Source organism: Terrabacter sp. 2YAF2 (assembly GCF_052114705.1).
GTDB lineage: Bacteria > Actinomycetota > Actinomycetes > Actinomycetales > Dermatophilaceae > Terrabacter.
Window position 1 is genome coordinate 156,354 of sequence record NZ_JBFRFG010000005.1, and the last position, 14,691, is coordinate 171,044.

Sequence of the window (14,691 nt, forward strand, 5' to 3'; positions counted from 1 at the left end):
AGGGCCCGCTGGCCGAGCCGGCCCGACCGACCAAGGACGTGGCCACCATGAGCGTCACCGACGTCTTCCCCCTCATCAGGATGCCCGAGGCGTGGCCTGTGCCCGTCGTCGCGACGATCGCCATGGTCAGCCTCGCCGCGCTCGACCTCGCGGGCGCGCTCTTCGCCAAGGAGTGGGCACAGAACGGGAGCGCCCGGGGTCTCGTCCTCGGCGCAGGCGTCTTCCTCGTCCTCTTCTGGGTGTATGCGTCGTCGCTGAGGTACGCCGAGCTCGCCCTCGTCACGATGGGCTGGATCGTCATGCTCCAGGTCGGGCTCGTCCTCGTCGACCGGTGGCGCTACGGGGTGGAGCTGCCCACCGGCAAGTGGGTCGCCATCGGGATCCTGCTCGTCGCGCAGGCCTACCTCGTGCTCGCGCCCAGCGCCGCGCCAGTGAGCGCTGCCGCAGGCGGCGGCTAGACTCCGGAGACGGACAGCGGTGCTCCGGGTCGCCGTCGGCGCCACCTGTCGTCCCGCTCCCGTCCCGCTCCCCGTGCCTGCCGCAGTCCCAGTCCGGCCCCGTGCCGGGCGCCCCCGAAGGAAGTCCATGCGTCGACGTCTCGTCCGCCCCACGACGGTGGCGGCGATCGGCGTGCTCACGGTGGCGTCGGCGGCCGCCTGCACGGCCGGGTCAGCGGGGCCGCTCTCCTCGGCCACGACGTCGGGCAGGGCATCGGGCACGACCCCGGGCAGCGCGACGGCACCCGCGACCGCCTCGGCGCCGCTCGTCGTCGGCGCCGTCTTCGACCACTCGACCCTCGACCCGACCCGCCAGTTCGACCGCAGTGGAGCGATGCTGACGCACGCCCTCTACCAGACCCTGACGAGCCTCGACCCCGCCGACCCGACGAAGGTCGTGCCGGGGATGGCCGAGTACACGCTCTCGCCCGAGGGCCGCTGGCTCACCCTGCGCCTGCGCAAGGGGCTCCGCTTCTCCGACGGCACGCCCGTCACGACCGACGACGTCCTCTTCACCCTCGAGCGCGCGAAGGGGCTGTCGGGTCCGACCGCGTCGATCATCGGCGCGATCACGTTGACCAAGGTCGACAACCGCACCTTCACGCTCACCTCGGCAGGCTCGAACTTCGCCCTTCCGGCGATCCTCGCCAACCCGGCGTTCGGCATCCTCAACTCGACGGCCGTCAAGGCCCACGGCGGCACCATCGGACCCGGTGACACCGCGAGCGCCTACCTCTCGCAGCACTCCGCGGGCTCCGGTCCCTACGTCATCGAGAGCGTCCGCGGGACGACCGAGGTTCGGCTGCAAGCCAATCCGCTGTGGTCGGGGCCCAAGCCCGCCTTCCCCGAGATCATCGTGCGCAACCTCGACGCGGACCACCAGCTTGCCGAGCTGCGGTCCGGCGGCGTCGACGTCGCCCTCGACCTCTCACCCGGCCAGGCCGCCGCGGTCGGCACTCGGCCGGCGGCCTCGCAGACCGCGCCGGCCTCGCAGACTGCGCCGACGTCGGCGACCGCGCCCGCCTCGGCCGTCAGGGTCACGACGATGCGCTCGAGCTCGCTCGTCTACCTCGCCCTCGGGCGCAACCCGGCCCTCAACGCGTGGACCGCCAACCCCGACTTCGCCGATGCGGTGCGGCGCGGCATCGACCGGGACGCGCTGAGCCGTGTCGCGTCGGGCTCGACCCCCGCGGCCGGGCTCATCCCCGAGGGCATTGTCGGAGCGCTCGAGGACCTGGCACCCAAACCGGGGCCGACCGCGACCCCGGACGGCACCGGCGGCACCAGCACCGGCACGCCGGCCCCGTCGTCGACCACCTCCCCAGCGACCCCGGTCCCGTCGTCGTCCGGCTCCTCGGCGACGCCGACGGATGCCTCCACGACCGGGGCGAACGGCAAGCCCACGCCGGTCGTGACGCTGCCGCTCGTGCCCGCCCGCGACCTCGTGGCCGCGAAGGCGGCGCTGCGCCGGTCGGGCTACAAGGGTCAGCCGGTCCCGTTGTCGTATGCCGTGGACCTGCCGATCCAGGGCATCCCGGCGAGTGCGCTCGCGGTGGCCGTCCGCTCCCAGCTCGCCGAGGTCGGCATCAAGGTCCAGCTCAACCCGGCGCCGGCCGCCCAGGCGATCGCCGCCTACCGGGCGGGGCGCAGCGCGTTCAGCCTGTGGAGCTGGAGCCCGGACTACCCGGACCCCGAGAACTACCTCGCGTTCGCCCCCGGCGAGCTGCTCGGCTCCCGCGCCGGCTGGGCCCGCGGGACCGACCGGACGATCGACGACCTCACCGACACCGCGGGCGACTCCGTCGGTGACGACCGGGCTGGGGCGTATGCCGCGTGGCAGCTCGCGATGAATGCGCGCAGCCCGTTCGTCCCCCTCATCCAGCCCGCGACGCGCGTCGCGAGCGACGCCCGGGTCACGACCGTGCCGGGCAACCCGGTTTGGACCGTGGACCTCGCCCGGATCAGCTGACCAGGCGCCGCTCGCCCACGGCTGCTGTCAGTCGACGCAGAGGCAGAAGGGGTGGCCGGCGGGGTCGAGGAAGACGCGGAACGACGTGCCGGGCTGGTGCGCGTGCTTCGTCGCACCGAGGGCCAGCACGGCCGGCTCGGCCTCGTCGAGGTCCTCGACCATGACGTCGAGGTGCATCTGCTGCGGCACGTCCTGGCCCGGCCACTGCGGCGGCGTGAACCCCTCGACCTGCTGGAAGCAGATGCACTGACCGGTGGTGTCACGGATCTCGCCCCACCCGTCGGACGTCTTGACCGTCCAGTCGAGGAGGGTGCCGTAGAAGGTCGCGAGCCCGGTGGCGTCGGGGCAGTCGATGACGAGGCTGGGGTAGCGGGCGATGGCCATGGGAACGACGGTAGGGCCCATCCCGGACGATCGGCGTCCGCGGACGCGACGATCAGCGGCGTCGGTGCACGATCACCTCGGACTCGACGGGGACGAAGCCGAGGTCGGCGTTGATCCGGCGCATCCACACGTTCTCGTCGTCGCTGCTCGTCCGGACCCGGGATGCGCGACCGTGCTCGCGGCAGGCGCGCAGCGACGCCACCTTGACCGCCCTCCCGAGACCGTGTCCGCGGTGCTCTGCCAGGACCAGCGTCCCCTCGATCTGCGCCGCGCGGGCAGCGTCGGCCGCCACGACGACGCCGGTCCAGGCGACGACGGCGCCGTCCGGGCCGAGGGCGACGGACTCGATCGTCGTGCGATCCTGCTCCTGCGCGAGCGCGATCTCGGCGGCGTACTCCTCCACGCTGACCGGGGTGGGTTGCCAGTCGAGCTCGCCGTTGGGCGCCTCCGCGTCGACGAGTCCCTTGAGCACGCCCACCTGGGCGCGCAGCTCGTGCGGGACGCCATCGACGTGCGTCGAGATCGCGTATGCCGTGGGGTGGCCGGTCGCGCCGGCCTGCAGCTCGGCGTGGACCAGATCGAGCTCGACCACGGTCTCCGTCGTGGCGACCTGGTAGCCGAGGCGCCGGGCGAAGCCTTCGACGAGCTCGTCGACCGCGGCGGACGTGGGCCGGTAGGCGCTGGCGACGAAACGGCTCACGTCGGGCAGGGCGCTGTCCTCGACCGACCGCGCCAGACGCAGACCGACGCCGCGTCGTTGGGCTCTAGGGTGCACCACGACGTCGACCCAGCACGTGTCGGGAGTGTCGTGGGCCGTCTGGGCCGAGGCGACGCCCACGAGGTCGGTGCCGTCGAAGGCTCCGACGAGGAGACGATGCCACCCGTTGTCGGCTCGCCACGCCGCGAGGCGAGCGGACTCTCCCAACGGCACCCAGCCGGCACGGACGTGGCTCGTCGCAGCCGACTCGACGGTATACGCCCCAGCCAGCTCTGCGTCGTCGCCGAGTTGGAGGGGGCGGACGGACACCGTGATGCTCATACGAGAACCGTTCTGGCAGAAGGGTTGGGCTCCCGATCGTGCCGCAGGCGACCGGGTCCGGCCACCGAGAATCGCCGGACCGGGGCCTCCCCGTCACCGCTCGTGGCTACCCTCGAGGGATGGCGCATCGCATCTTCACGACGTCCGTCGCGTCGGTCTACCCCGCCTACGTGAACAAGGTCGAGCGCAAGGGGCGCAGCAAGGCCGAGCTCGACGAGGTCATCGAGTGGCTGACGGGCTACGACGAGAAGGCGCTCGGCCGGCATCTCGAGGACGGGACGACCTTCGAGGACTTCTTCGCCCAGGCCCACCTCAACCCGAACGTCTCGGAGATCAGGGGCGTGGTCTGCGGCGTTCGCGTCGAGGACGTCGAGGACCCGCTCATGCAGAAGATCCGCTACCTCGACAAGCTCGTCGACGAGCTGGCCAAGGGCAAGGCGATGGACAAGGTCCTGCGGGCCTGACGGCGCCCGCAGAGCGGAGCGGTCACCGGCTGAAGCGTCGCTGCAGGTCGGCGTAGCCGATCGCACCGTCGAGGAAGCCGAGGGTGCCGGTGTCGAGCAGCTCCCGTCCGGCGCGCTCGACCAGGCTGAGGGCGGCCCGGGCGAGGCTGCCGCCCAGGCTGACCCGTCTGACACCGAGCGAGAAGAGCGTGCGCGCGTCGATGGTGCTGGCCAGCCCTGCCACCACGTTGAGCGGGCCGGGGATGGCTGCCGCGAGTCGCCGGATCGTGTCCTCCTCGACGACGCCGGGGACGAAGACGCAGTCGGCCCCGGCGTCGAGGTAGCGGCTCGCCCGCTCGACCGTCTGCGCGAACAGGTCGTCACTGTCGCGACCCGGGAGGCTCGGGTCGACGAAGTAGGTGTCGGTGCGGGCATTCAGCACGAAGGAGCCGCTCGGGGCGGCGGCCCGGGCGGCCGCGAGGCGGTCGACGGCCTCCTCGATGCCGAACAGCCCACCGTCACTGGCGTCCTCGATGTTCGCGCCGACCGCCCCGACCTCCGCGGCCAGAGCCACGGTGCGCCCGACGTCGGCCGAGGTGTCGCCGTAGCCGGCCTCGAGGTCGGCGGTCACGGGCACGCCCACGGCCGCCACGATGCGGCCGACGTGCTCGAGCATCGTGTCGCGATCCAGGGCCTCACCGTCCGGGACTCCGCAGGACCACGCGATGCCCGCGCTGGTCGTCGCGATGGCCGGGAAGCCGATCTGCTCGAGGATGCGGGCCGAGCCAGGGTCCCAGGCGTTCGGGAGCACGAAGCCGGGACCGGCGTGCAGGGCGAGGAGGATCGCGGCCTTGTCCAGCTCTGGGGTGGGCACCACCCCATGATCGGACATCACCGCCACGTAGGGCACCCGAACGTGACTGCTCGGGGTCGGCTCAGGAGGGACGTCAGGGTGATCCCGGATGTGGGACCGAGTCGCCGGCGCGCATCCTGCTGAGCGAGCCTGAGGAGGTCAACATGTCCCACTCCAACACGTCGGTGGTCGCGACCCGGTCGTCCGCGGGTGCGGTGACGCCGCGCCAGTACGACCTGCACCGGATCCTCGGCGTCTGGGCTGCGGCGGCGCTGCCGATGGCTGCGCTGTCCTGGCTCGTGGCCCCGGCACTCGCGGCGCAGCTGGACGGTCCGACCGCGTGGCCGCGGGCGCTGGTGGCCTGCCTGACCGTGGGCCTGGTCTGGCAGGGCGTGCTGGTGCTGGTGCTCGTGCGGCGCGAGACCGGGACGCTGCGGTGGCGTGCCGTCGCGGACGCGCTGTGGCTGCACCGGCCCCGCAGTCCGCGCACCGGCCGCGTCGGTGGGCGCGTGTGGTGGGTGCTGCTCCCAGCGGTGCTCGTCGTCGGTCTCGAGCAGCTCCTGCCGTCACTGCACGTCCCGGCCGGTCGCGACCTGGGCGCGTTCCTGCGGTCGACGAACGGGCACGAGTTCCTCTCCGGGAACTGGCCGTGGTTCGCCGCGATCGTCGTCATGACGGTCTTCAACACGGTGCTCGGCGAGGAGCTGCTCTTCCGCGGCCTGCTGCTTCCGCGGATGCGCGGCGTCTTCGGGCGAGCCGACTGGCTGGCGAACGGGCTCCTCTTCGCGCTCTACCACCTGCACATGCCGTGGGCGATCCCGAAGGCGCTGCTCGACACCCTGGCGCTGGCCTACCCGTCCCGTCGCTACGAGAGCGCCTGGCTCGGGATCATCGTGCACAGCCTCCAGTCGGTCCTCATCGTCGGCGCATCACTGGCCCTCGTGCTGCGGTGACCGGCCCCGGAGCCTGCGAGCGAGACAGCGACCTCAGCCGTGCTGGACGTGGTAGACGACCGTCTGCACGCGGATCTTGCCGTCGGCGAAGACGAAGGTGTCGATGCCGTCCTCGACCTTGAACCCCTCCCCGGTCGCAGACCACTCGAGGTAGAGGACGTCGTCGGCGAAGGTGGTGGAGAGGCTCCAGTCAGCGTTCGGGACGTCGCTGAGCAGCTGGGTGAAGACCTCCCGGGCCCCGTCCAGTCCTCGAAGGACCTTCCCCTGCACGATGAAGAGCGAGTCCTCGCTGTAGTCCTCGAGGATGCCCTCCAGGTCGCCCGCCCCCAGGACCTGCCCGTGGTGTGCGAAGACTTCTTCCGGAGTGCGCGACATGGAGCTCCCCTTCACTTTCCGTGGGTGGTGTCTGCAAGGGCGACATGGGGATTGTCGCACCCGGCAAATCCGTGCGGCAGGGTTTTGCCGCCTCTGGCCAACCGGACGCCGCGGTGCTTGGCTCTCCTCAGGCGGCCCAGACGGTCACCGCTTCCCCACCACGCGAGGAGAGGTCATGAAGGCGGTCCGACTGCACGAGTACACCCGGCGTCCTGTGGTCGAGGAGGTCCCGGAGCCGACGCTCGCGGGTCCGCTGGATGTCATCGTCGACATCGGCGGCGCCGGTCTGTGCCGGACCGATCTGCACATCGTCGAGGGACAGTGGGCGCCGAAGAGCAACGTCACCCTGCCCTACACGCTGGGGCACGAGAACGCCGGATGGGTGCGCGAGGTCGGCTCCGCGGTCGATCACCTCGCGCCCGGCGACGCGGTCATCCTGCACCCGCTCGTCACGTGCGGCTTCTGCCGGGCCTGCCGCGCTGGTGACGACGTGCACTGCATGGCGAGCCAGTTCCCGGGCATCGACACGGACGGTGGCATGGCCGAACGGATCCGGACCTCGGCCCGGTCCGTCGTCAAGCTCGCCCAGGGGATCGAACCGGCCGCCGTGGCGGCGCTCGCGGACGCCGGCCTCACGGCATACCACGCGGTGAAGAAGGCAGTCCCGCTGCTCTTCCCGGGATCGACGTGCGTGGTCATCGGCGCGGGAGGCCTGGGGCACATCGGGATCCAGGCGCTGCGCGCCATGAGCGCCACCCGGATCGTCGTCCTCGACCCGAACCCGGAGGCGCTCGCCCTCACGGCGGAGATGGGCGCCGACGAGATGGTCCTCGCCGACGGCAGCCACGTGGCGAAGGTCCTCGAGATGACCGACGGCAACGGCGCCGAGGTGGTGCTCGACTTCGTCGGCGAGCAGGGCGCCGAGACCGAGGCCTGGGCCATGACGCGGCGGGCCGGGAGCGACTTCGTCATCGGCTACGGCGGCACGATCGAGATCCCGGCGATCGACGTCATCTCCACCGAGCGCAACGTCATCGGCAACCTCGTCGGCTCCTACAACGACCTGGTCGAGCTCATGGCCCTCAACGCTGCAGGCAAGGTCAGCATGCACACCCGCACGTACGAGCTCGGCGCCGTCAACGAGGCGATGGACGACCTCGAGGCCGGTCGGGTGCGTGGGCGCGCCATCCTCGTCCCCTAGGAGTGCCGTCGCAGTCCCGGCCGCGGGGCGCGGGGCCCACCGCCGTCAGTCGTCCATCGCCTCGATCCCGAGCTCGGCGAGCTCGGCCATCCGCTCGCGCATGTGCTGCACCATCTCCTGCGGAGGCCGCTCCCAGCCCGTGATCTCCTCGAGGACCCGCAGCGGCTCGGTCGTCCGGTAGGAGCGGGTCGGGTTGCCGGGGAAGCGCTTGTCGGTGACGTTCGGGTCGTCCTCGATCGTGCCGAGGGGCTCGACCCGGTAGACCCGTCCTGGCCCCTCGCCGCGGGCCAGCTCGGCGGCCAGCGGCGCGCCCGCGCGCGTGGCCGTGAGGTAGATGTGGTTGGACTGGCGCTGCGAGCCGTAGTTCGAGCGCCAGCCCGGGGTGAGCAGGTCGCCCGGACGCACGTCGGCTCTGGTCCCGTGGAAGAACGGCCCGGGGTCGTCGACGACGCGCGGCGTCGGGGGAGGGTCGCGGAGCAGGCTGTCGAGCCGTTGCATGAGAACCGCGATCCGGCTGCGCCCCTTGGGTGCTCGCGGATAGCGGCCCAGCACGTCGAGGACGGCCGGCGTGGCCCGCTTTGCGGCGGCGGTGACGACGTACTCCGCGACCACCGGGTCGTCGCCCCGCGCGAGCTCGGCCGCCCGGGCGGCGTGGGTCGCGGCCCCGAGGATGTGGCGCACCTGCGTCGCCTTGGCCAGGGGATGGAGGTATGCCGCGGCGGCGGCATCCCCTGCAGCGCTCGCTGCGTGCCGGGCGGGCTCGGTCGTGGCGTCCCGGGCCGCGCGGTGGGCGTCGGCCGCGGCGGTCCGTTGGAGGCGGGACCGAGGCGCTCCCTCGGCGAAGACGCGCGCGGCTTCGAGAGCCGCCGCCGGGCGCGGGTCGTCGGGATGGGCCTTCGCGAAGATCACGAGGGCGGGCTCGGCGCACGCCACGGCATACGCGGCGACCGCCCGCAGCTCGTCGGTCGTCAGAGCGAAGTCACCCGAGAGCGTGTCCATCTGTCGGAGTTTCGCACAGCGCGCCGCCCGATCCCGGTCTGAGGGAGGACGCCCCTGACACGGGTCTCAGAGTCGGAAGAGCCAGCGCAGGAACCTGACAGGTCGCGGCCACTCGCCGGCTCGGTAGCTCTCGGAGAGATAGCGAGCGGCTCGGCGGGCGTTCCACAGGGTCACGACGAGCAGGCCGATCCCCACCACCCAGGCTGTGGTCAGCGCGACATACTCCGGCGCGACGCTGCCCCCGCCCGTCCAGTAACGGACGACGTCGCCGGTGCTGAGGAGCAGGAACACGACGAACCAGACGACGAGGACGACGCCGATCCCGACGATGCGCCAGCCCGCACCCGGATCACGAGCCGGCGCCGACAGGACCCCTCGGGCGTAACCGAGCACGGCCGCGACCCCCAGGGCGGCTGGCCCACCGAGCAGTGCCGCCATGGTGGTGGCCTGGGTCGGGGTCACTTCTTGGCGGGGAGGTCGGCCTTCGGGAAGTCGTCGCCCAGGACGACAGCCCACGGATGAGCATCGTCATCGGTGACGACCCGGACCTCGACACCCGTGCGACCCGCATAGGCGACGAGGGCGTCGCGACGGTCCTCCGACTCCAGGGTGACCTTGGTGCCGTTGAGACCGTCGACGGTCAGGCGACCCAGCTGCCGGGCGCCGCGCATCGACCACGCGAGGGTCAGCGCGTCGGCGTCGTCGCTGTAGGTGGCGAGCAACGTTGCCCGCATGCTGCCGGCCTGTCGTGGCGTCACGCGGAAGAGGGCCTGGATCTCGAAGTCCTCGATGACCCGGCCGAGCTGGCGGCTGATCTCGACCAGGATGGCGGAGCGCTCGGCCACGAGGCTGGTGGGGACGGGCCCCGACTCGACGGTTCGGGAGTACGCGTTGCGTTCCATGGCGTCGAGGTATGCCGCGACGAGCACCTTGGCGTTCGAGCGCACTCCGAGGCGACGGGCCACCACCGTCTCCAGCTGGCTCTGCTCGTCCTTCGTCAACCCCGCCATGGCGGCACCCTAGCCCCGTGGGGGGACGGACCAAGGCCTACTCGTCCTCGTCGTTGGCGACGGTCTCGATCCAGTCGACCGCCTCGTCGGAGAGCTGCGTCTGCCCGTCCGCCGAGGGGCCGGTCCACCACTGTGCGCTGGCCTGACCGCCGGTGACGCCGAGGATCTCGGCCACGAGCTGGTCGGGCAGGGGCTCGCCGTTGTGCTCGACGAGCCATGAGCGGCTCGACGGGCTCAGGCGCGGCCAGATCTCCGGGAAGTCCATGGAGCCATGATTCCTCGCACTCAGCCGATGCGCGCGGCTATGGACACGATGATCCCCTCGGGACCGCGGACGTAGGCCATCCGCCACGTGTTCTCGTAGTCGCCGATCCCACCGACGAGGCCGTACCCGTCCGCGGCCAGCTGGTCGACGGCTGCGTGGACGTCGGCGACCTCGAAGGCCACGTTGCGCAGGCCCAGCTCGTTCGCCATCGCGGCCGGGGACCCGGGCTCGTGGTCGGGCCGGACGAAGCTCGAGAGCTCGAGCATGGTCCCGCCGGCGGGCGGCCGGAGCATGACGATCTCGGTGCGCACGTCCGGGATGCCGGTGACGGTGTCGACGAACTCGCCTTCGACGAAAGTCCGTCCCTCGACCTCGAGACCCAGCCCGACGAAGAACGCCGTCACCGCGTCGAGGTCCGCGACGGTGATGCCGACATGGTCGAAACGTTGGATGTGTGGCACGTGCTGCTCCTCGGTGGATCGTCTGGGGTCCGGTCACCGGGCTGGCGGAAGGAGCTGGACCAAGGCGTTGGACATCCGGTCCCGGCCGGCTCCCTTGCGACCCCAGCCGGTCAGGCCGAACTGGAGGTCCGACGACAGCGTCACTTGCACGGTCCCCGTCGCGGCCTCGCGCACCCGGACCGTGACCTTCTCGCCGAAGGCCAGCACGGTCCTCCCGGAGGTGAAGACCAGGATCCCCCTCGCCGGGTCTGCGGAGAGGTGCTGCATCCCCGCACGACGGGCCGCCTCCTCGATCGCCGTGATCGCCTCTCTGGCGCTCGCCGAGAAGGTCATCGACGTCCCGCCACGTGCGGCCATGTCACCCCTCCCTCACGCCGACGCCGACGGGCCGACTCACAACCAACTCATGGCTGTCCCAGAGACACCTCATGGGCGCCCTTGGTCAACTCATCTCAGCAGATCCGGTACGTCTTGAAGGAAGCAACGATGGAACCCACAGGCAACGCCGCGGCCGTCACGCAGTCGGTTGACAGCCCCTCCACATCTCCCGCCCACAGCCGACGGCTCCGACGTGGCGCGCTCGGCGCAGCCACCGCGCTGCTCGTCTGCCTGGCCGCTGCCTCGCCGGCCCTGGCCGCTGGGCACTCGACCGGCGCACCCACGTTGCGGGACTGGGGCTCGTCCTCGTCCCAGGGCGGCTCCGGCGCGCAGTCGTGGGAGTCCCCCTACGGCTCGGGCAGCTCGGGCAGCTTCGGAGCGGGCGCGACGTCGCAGCCGGCCACCGCGGCCGAGTCCGCCGGTGTCGTGCTCATCGACACGGTGCTGCCGTACCAGCACGGCCAGGCCGCCGGCACCGGCATGGTCCTGACCTCGAACGGCCAGGTGCTGACGAACTACCACGTCGTCCAGGGCTCGGGTTCGATCCGGGTCACTGTCGCCCAGACCGGACAGACGTACCAGGCGACCGTGGTCGGTGCCGACCCGACGCAGGACGTCGCGCTCATCCAGCTCGCCGGTGCCTCCGGTCTGACGACGATCAAGCCCGACCCCGATGGGGTGGACGTGGGCTCTCAGGTGACCGCGGTCGGAAACGCTGGTGGCACAGGCACTTTGACCGCGGCCGACGGCGAGATCACCGGGCTCGACTCCTCGGTCACCGCAGCCTCCGAGGACGGGACCGCTCCCGAGACCCTCACCGGCATGCTCGAGACCAACGCCAACGTGCTCGCCGGCGACTCCGGTGGACCGCTGTTCGACGCCCAGGGCGAAGTGGTCGGCATCGACACGGCCGGTTCGTCCGGTGGCGCGCCCGACGCATACGCCATCCCGATCGACCGCGCGCTCTCGATCGCGCAGGAGATCCAGTCGGGTCACGAGACGAGCACGGTGCGGATCGGTCCGGCCGCGTTCCTCGGGGTCCAGGTCAGCAGCGCTTCCTCGTACCCCGGCTACGGCGACGGTGCCCGTGGTGGGTTCGCGACGACGCCCGGGGCGCAGGTCAGTGGCGTCGTCAGCGGGGAGGCGGCCGCCAACGCCGGCCTCCAGACCGGCGACGTCATCACCAGCCTCAACGGCCGGGCCGTCTCCACTCCGGACGACGTGTCGGCAGCGCTCGTCGGGGCGAACCCGGGTGACAACGTGCCGATGGGGTGGACCAGCCAGGACGGAAGCCAGCACGAGGCGCCCGTCACGCTCGGAGCCAGCCCGGTCGCGTGACCCGGCGGGGGTGCTGCGGGGGTGCTGCGGGGTCGTCCAGCCGACCCCGCAGCACCGTCACGTCACGTCACGTCAGGACGTCGCGTGCAGCAGGCCGAGCAGGCCGTGTGCCTCCTTCTGCGGACCGGCGGTGAACAGCACGTCATGGGTCGATCCCTCGGTGCCGTAGCCCGGCAGGAGGGCCCAGAGCCCGTCGATCGCCACGGCCTTGCCGCCCGGGGTCCGGAGGGCACCCGCGAAGTCCAGCGTGCGGGGGTTGAAGGCGTTGATCCGCCCGTCACCGAAGTTGCCGACGAGCAGGTCCCCGGAGAACGTGCCGAAGCCCGACGGGGCGATGGTGAGGCCCCAGGGCGCGTTGAGCACGCTGTGGCTCGACAGGTGCCGGAGGAGGACGCCGTCCTGGGTGAAGACGTCGACCCGACCCCGTCCGGCACCGGCGATCTCGTCGTGGCGCGCACTGTCCTGCTTCGCGTACGAGACGTAGACCTTGCCGCCGGAGACCATGACGTTGAAGGGCGCATAGCCTTGGGGCAGTTGGGTGTCCGTGAAGTTGCCCTTGGTGATGACGCGCTGGAAGTCACCGTTGTAGACGTCCACGACGCCGGCGGAGAAGTCCGCGACGTAGAGCATCGGGCCGGCTGCCGTCTGGCCCATGGCCATCCCCTTGTCGACGGCGCCCGGGGTGACCACTGCGTCGACGGCGTGGGTCGACGGAGGCGCACCGGTGCCACCCACGGCAGGGTTCCACCCGCTGAGGTGGCCGGTCTCCCCGACGAAGAGGAAGCGCGCGGGTGCCGAGTGGCCTGCGGCGTCATGCACCGCGAAGGACGTCGTGGCGTTGGACACCTGACCGGTGGGCGCGCCGCCCGGGATGCTCACGACGAGCGGGACGATGGTCTGCGGGCTGCCGTTGACTGCTCCGGAGTAGAGCGTCGTGACGTCCGCGCCGTTGTCCGAGACCCAGAGCGGGCTCGCGCCCAGGTGAGACGCGCCCCAGGCGTTGACCAGGTGCGGGTCGGTGACCTGGGCCCTCCCGGGCACGTCCGAGACCAGATTGACCTGTTTGTAGGCAGAGGGACCGCTCGAGTGCGCAGCGAGGGCGGTCGCGCCGGCTGGGGCGCTGACGGCCAGCAGGCCGACGGCCGCGCCGAGGCCGGCGCCGAAGGCCAGCAGCGATGACGGACGACGGATGGTGTGTCTCATGGGAAACCTCCCGTTCGAAAGCGCACAGCCCGAATTGGACCGGCACCCTTGAGAAGACGACACCGGCCACCAGCCGGTTCAGCAGTGGTTCACCAGGGCGTCTTCCGTCCGGAACCGGTGCGACGATGCGGGCATGAGGAGCACGACCGAAGCCACCACCTCGTGGGACCAGGCGCTGGCCTGGCGGCTGGAGCGACACCTGCTCGACCCGGTCGGGTCCTCCTCGGTCGCCGAGGTCGTTCGCCGGCTCGGGGCGGTGCTGTCGATGGACGAGTCGCTGGCCGACCTCGCGGTGCGAACGCGCAGCACGACGGCGCGTGCCGGCGACCTCGCGCAGGCCCTGGCGGACGGGTCGGTGATCAAGGCGTTCGCGTTCCGCGGGTCGATGCACTACCTGTCGCCCGAGGACGGTGGCGTCTACCTCGCGCTCCGGTCGGCCGGGCGGCAGTGGGAGCTGCCGAGCTGGGTGGACCACTACCGGCTCGCGCCGTCGGACTGGCCGGACTTCCGCGCGGCGGTGCGTGAGGCGCTGAGCGACGGACCGTTGACGATCGGGGAGCTCGGTGACGCGCTGACGAAGCACACGGCATACGCCCACCTGGGAGCGGTCTTCGACGAGGGTGCGGGCACGCTCGTCAAGCCGTTGACGTGGCAGGGGGACATGAGCTTCGGGGCGCCCCGCGACGGGCAGCACACCTTCCAGCGGCTCGACACCAACCCGCGCTGGGCGGGCATCCCCGACCTCGACGACGCCGGTCCGCGGGCCGTCACGGCCTACCTGCGCACCTACGGGCCGGCGACGCTCGAGCACGTCCACTACTGGCTCGGCAACGGGCTGAGCGCCGGTCGTCGACGACTCGATCGGTGGATCGAGGGACTTCGCGACCAGCTGGTCGCCGTCGACGTCGACGGCACGACCGCGTACGTCGTGCGCGAGGACGTCCCGTCCCTGCTCGACGCGCGGCCGTCGGAGGCCGTGCGGTTCCTCCCGGGGCACGACCAGTGGGTCATGGGTCCGGGGACCAAGGACGTCCACGTCACGCCGCCGCCGCTTCGGGACGCCATGACCCGCAAGGCCAACCCGCTCGTCGTCGGTGGGGTCGTCCGAGGGACGTGGACGCGGAAGGGTGACGCGCTCACGGTCTCCTGGCTGGACGGGCGACGGCGACCCGACGAGGCCATCGAGCAGGAGGCGGCGCGGCTGGCCGGCATGCTGGGCACGGACCTCCACATGACACCGGCCCGTTAGCCGGCACCCGGAGCGCGACCGCGTCAGGCTGGGTGAGGGGACTTTCAGGCAACGCCGCCCATACCCGCCGCTAT

General features: G+C 71.8%; 18 protein-coding genes. 7 read left to right on the forward strand and 11 right to left on the reverse strand.

Annotated elements, in window-relative coordinates:
* Positions 1 to 47 precede the first annotated feature (47 nt).
* Positions 48 to 458, forward strand: a complete 411-nt coding sequence (locus AB4030_RS07295; RefSeq protein ID WP_442278539.1) for a hypothetical protein — start codon at positions 48 to 50, stop codon at positions 456 to 458.
* A gap of 127 nt (positions 459 to 585) precedes the next feature.
* A complete protein-coding gene (locus tag AB4030_RS07300; RefSeq protein ID WP_442278540.1) occupies positions 586 to 2,466 on the forward strand; it encodes an ABC transporter substrate-binding protein in 1,881 nt (626 codons plus the stop codon).
* 27 nt (positions 2,467 to 2,493) lie between these two features.
* On the opposite strand, the gene AB4030_RS07305 is transcribed toward AB4030_RS07300, so the two are convergent.
* Entirely contained in the window at positions 2,494 to 2,850 is a 357-nt protein-coding gene (locus AB4030_RS07305; protein WP_442278541.1) for a VOC family protein, read from the reverse strand.
* A gap of 52 nt (positions 2,851 to 2,902) precedes the next feature.
* The gene (locus AB4030_RS07310) at positions 2,903 to 3,889 is read right to left on the reverse strand and encodes a GNAT family N-acetyltransferase (RefSeq protein WP_442278542.1); all 987 of its coding nucleotides are present in this window, start codon (positions 3,887 to 3,889) and stop codon (positions 2,903 to 2,905) included.
* 119 nt (positions 3,890 to 4,008) lie between these two features.
* On the opposite strand from AB4030_RS07310, the gene AB4030_RS07315 reads away from it, so the two are divergent.
* Positions 4,009 to 4,353 (forward strand): DUF2200 domain-containing protein, encoded by a 345-nt coding sequence (locus AB4030_RS07315; protein ID WP_442278543.1) that lies wholly within the window; start codon positions 4,009 to 4,011, stop codon positions 4,351 to 4,353.
* A gap of 22 nt (positions 4,354 to 4,375) precedes the next feature.
* On the opposite strand, the gene AB4030_RS07320 is transcribed toward AB4030_RS07315, so the two are convergent.
* Positions 4,376 to 5,206 carry an isocitrate lyase/PEP mutase family protein gene (locus tag AB4030_RS07320; RefSeq protein WP_442278544.1) on the reverse strand — a complete coding sequence of 277 codons (831 nt, stop codon included), beginning with the start codon at positions 5,204 to 5,206 and terminating at the stop codon, positions 4,376 to 4,378.
* 143 nt (positions 5,207 to 5,349) lie between these two features.
* Between AB4030_RS07320 and AB4030_RS07325 the strand changes: the two genes are divergently transcribed.
* Positions 5,350 to 6,138, forward strand: a complete 789-nt coding sequence (locus AB4030_RS07325; RefSeq protein ID WP_442278545.1) for a CPBP family intramembrane glutamic endopeptidase — start codon at positions 5,350 to 5,352, stop codon at positions 6,136 to 6,138.
* Positions 6,139 to 6,171: 33 nt separating this feature from the next.
* Here the strand turns inward: AB4030_RS07325 and AB4030_RS07330 are convergent, their stop codons facing one another.
* Positions 6,172 to 6,513: a nuclear transport factor 2 family protein gene (locus AB4030_RS07330; RefSeq protein WP_442278546.1), complete on the reverse strand. Its 342-nt coding sequence runs from the start codon at positions 6,511 to 6,513 to the stop codon at positions 6,172 to 6,174.
* Positions 6,514 to 6,688: 175 nt separating this feature from the next.
* On the opposite strand from AB4030_RS07330, the gene AB4030_RS07335 reads away from it, so the two are divergent.
* Complete coding sequence (locus tag AB4030_RS07335) at positions 6,689 to 7,714, forward strand: NAD(P)-dependent alcohol dehydrogenase (protein WP_442278547.1); 1,026 nt, start codon at positions 6,689 to 6,691, stop codon at positions 7,712 to 7,714.
* A 45-nt stretch (positions 7,715 to 7,759) separates the two neighbouring features.
* Here AB4030_RS07335 and arr read toward each other — a convergent pair whose 3' ends face one another.
* The 6 genes from arr to AB4030_RS07365 all read right to left on the reverse strand — a co-directional run bounded on the left by arr (position 7,760) and on the right by AB4030_RS07365 (position 10,806).
* Entirely contained in the window at positions 7,760 to 8,713 is a 954-nt protein-coding gene (gene arr, locus AB4030_RS07340; RefSeq protein WP_442278548.1) for an NAD(+)--rifampin ADP-ribosyltransferase, read from the reverse strand.
* Between the two features lie 66 nt (positions 8,714 to 8,779).
* Positions 8,780 to 9,175, reverse strand: coding sequence for a hypothetical protein (locus tag AB4030_RS07345; protein WP_442278549.1), 396 nt, complete (start codon positions 9,173 to 9,175; stop codon positions 8,780 to 8,782).
* Positions 9,172 to 9,723, reverse strand: a complete 552-nt coding sequence (locus AB4030_RS07350) for a hypothetical protein (protein WP_442278550.1) — start codon at positions 9,721 to 9,723, stop codon at positions 9,172 to 9,174. The genes AB4030_RS07345 and AB4030_RS07350 overlap by 4 nt, the downstream gene beginning before the upstream one ends.
* A 37-nt stretch (positions 9,724 to 9,760) precedes the next feature.
* Complete coding sequence (locus AB4030_RS07355; protein WP_442278551.1) at positions 9,761 to 9,988, reverse strand: hypothetical protein; 228 nt, start codon at positions 9,986 to 9,988, stop codon at positions 9,761 to 9,763.
* A 20-nt stretch (positions 9,989 to 10,008) separates the two neighbouring features.
* Positions 10,009 to 10,449 (reverse strand): VOC family protein, encoded by a 441-nt coding sequence (locus AB4030_RS07360; RefSeq protein WP_442278552.1) that lies wholly within the window; start codon positions 10,447 to 10,449, stop codon positions 10,009 to 10,011.
* Between the two features lie 33 nt (positions 10,450 to 10,482).
* Positions 10,483 to 10,806, reverse strand: a complete 324-nt coding sequence (locus tag AB4030_RS07365) for a hypothetical protein (protein WP_442278553.1) — start codon at positions 10,804 to 10,806, stop codon at positions 10,483 to 10,485.
* A gap of 129 nt (positions 10,807 to 10,935) precedes the next feature.
* Here AB4030_RS07365 and AB4030_RS07370 point away from each other — a divergent pair, with 129 nt between their 5' ends.
* On the forward strand, positions 10,936 to 12,165 hold the full coding sequence (locus tag AB4030_RS07370) for a S1C family serine protease (protein WP_442278554.1): 1,230 nt from the start codon (positions 10,936 to 10,938) through the stop codon (positions 12,163 to 12,165).
* 72 nt (positions 12,166 to 12,237) lie between these two features.
* Here AB4030_RS07370 and AB4030_RS07375 read toward each other — a convergent pair whose 3' ends face one another.
* A complete protein-coding gene (locus tag AB4030_RS07375) occupies positions 12,238 to 13,368 on the reverse strand; it encodes a TIGR03118 family protein (RefSeq protein WP_442278555.1) in 1,131 nt (376 codons plus the stop codon).
* Between the two features lie 133 nt (positions 13,369 to 13,501).
* Here AB4030_RS07375 and AB4030_RS07380 point away from each other — a divergent pair, with 133 nt between their 5' ends.
* Complete coding sequence (locus tag AB4030_RS07380) at positions 13,502 to 14,617, forward strand: winged helix DNA-binding domain-containing protein (RefSeq protein WP_442278556.1); 1,116 nt, start codon at positions 13,502 to 13,504, stop codon at positions 14,615 to 14,617.
* The last annotated feature ends 74 nt before the right edge of the window (positions 14,618 to 14,691 follow it).

Bases quoted from the DNA above. Each gene is read 5' to 3' on its own strand.
- AB4030_RS07295 (WP_442278539.1), top strand. From the start codon at position 48: ATGAGCGTCACCGACGTCTTCCCCCTCATCAGGATGCCCGAGGCGTGG.
- AB4030_RS07300 (WP_442278540.1), top strand. From the start codon at position 586: ATGCGTCGACGTCTCGTCCGCCCCACGACGGTGGCGGCGATCGGCGTG.
- AB4030_RS07305 (WP_442278541.1), bottom strand. From the start codon at position 2,850: ATGGCCATCGCCCGCTACCCCAGCCTCGTCATCGACTGCCCCGACGCC.
- AB4030_RS07310 (WP_442278542.1), bottom strand. From the start codon at position 3,889: ATGAGCATCACGGTGTCCGTCCGCCCCCTCCAACTCGGCGACGACGCA.
- AB4030_RS07315 (WP_442278543.1), top strand. From the start codon at position 4,009: ATGGCGCATCGCATCTTCACGACGTCCGTCGCGTCGGTCTACCCCGCC.
- AB4030_RS07325 (WP_442278545.1), top strand. From the start codon at position 5,350: ATGTCCCACTCCAACACGTCGGTGGTCGCGACCCGGTCGTCCGCGGGT.
- AB4030_RS07330 (WP_442278546.1), bottom strand. From the start codon at position 6,513: ATGTCGCGCACTCCGGAAGAAGTCTTCGCACACCACGGGCAGGTCCTG.
- AB4030_RS07335 (WP_442278547.1), top strand. From the start codon at position 6,689: ATGAAGGCGGTCCGACTGCACGAGTACACCCGGCGTCCTGTGGTCGAG.
- arr (WP_442278548.1), bottom strand. From the start codon at position 8,713: ATGGACACGCTCTCGGGTGACTTCGCTCTGACGACCGACGAGCTGCGG.
- AB4030_RS07350 (WP_442278550.1), bottom strand. From the start codon at position 9,723: ATGGCGGGGTTGACGAAGGACGAGCAGAGCCAGCTGGAGACGGTGGTG.
- AB4030_RS07355 (WP_442278551.1), bottom strand. From the start codon at position 9,988: ATGGACTTCCCGGAGATCTGGCCGCGCCTGAGCCCGTCGAGCCGCTCA.
- AB4030_RS07365 (WP_442278553.1), bottom strand. From the start codon at position 10,806: ATGGCCGCACGTGGCGGGACGTCGATGACCTTCTCGGCGAGCGCCAGA.
- AB4030_RS07370 (WP_442278554.1), top strand. From the start codon at position 10,936: ATGGAACCCACAGGCAACGCCGCGGCCGTCACGCAGTCGGTTGACAGC.
- AB4030_RS07375 (WP_442278555.1), bottom strand. From the start codon at position 13,368: ATGAGACACACCATCCGTCGTCCGTCATCGCTGCTGGCCTTCGGCGCC.
- AB4030_RS07380 (WP_442278556.1), top strand. From the start codon at position 13,502: ATGAGGAGCACGACCGAAGCCACCACCTCGTGGGACCAGGCGCTGGCC.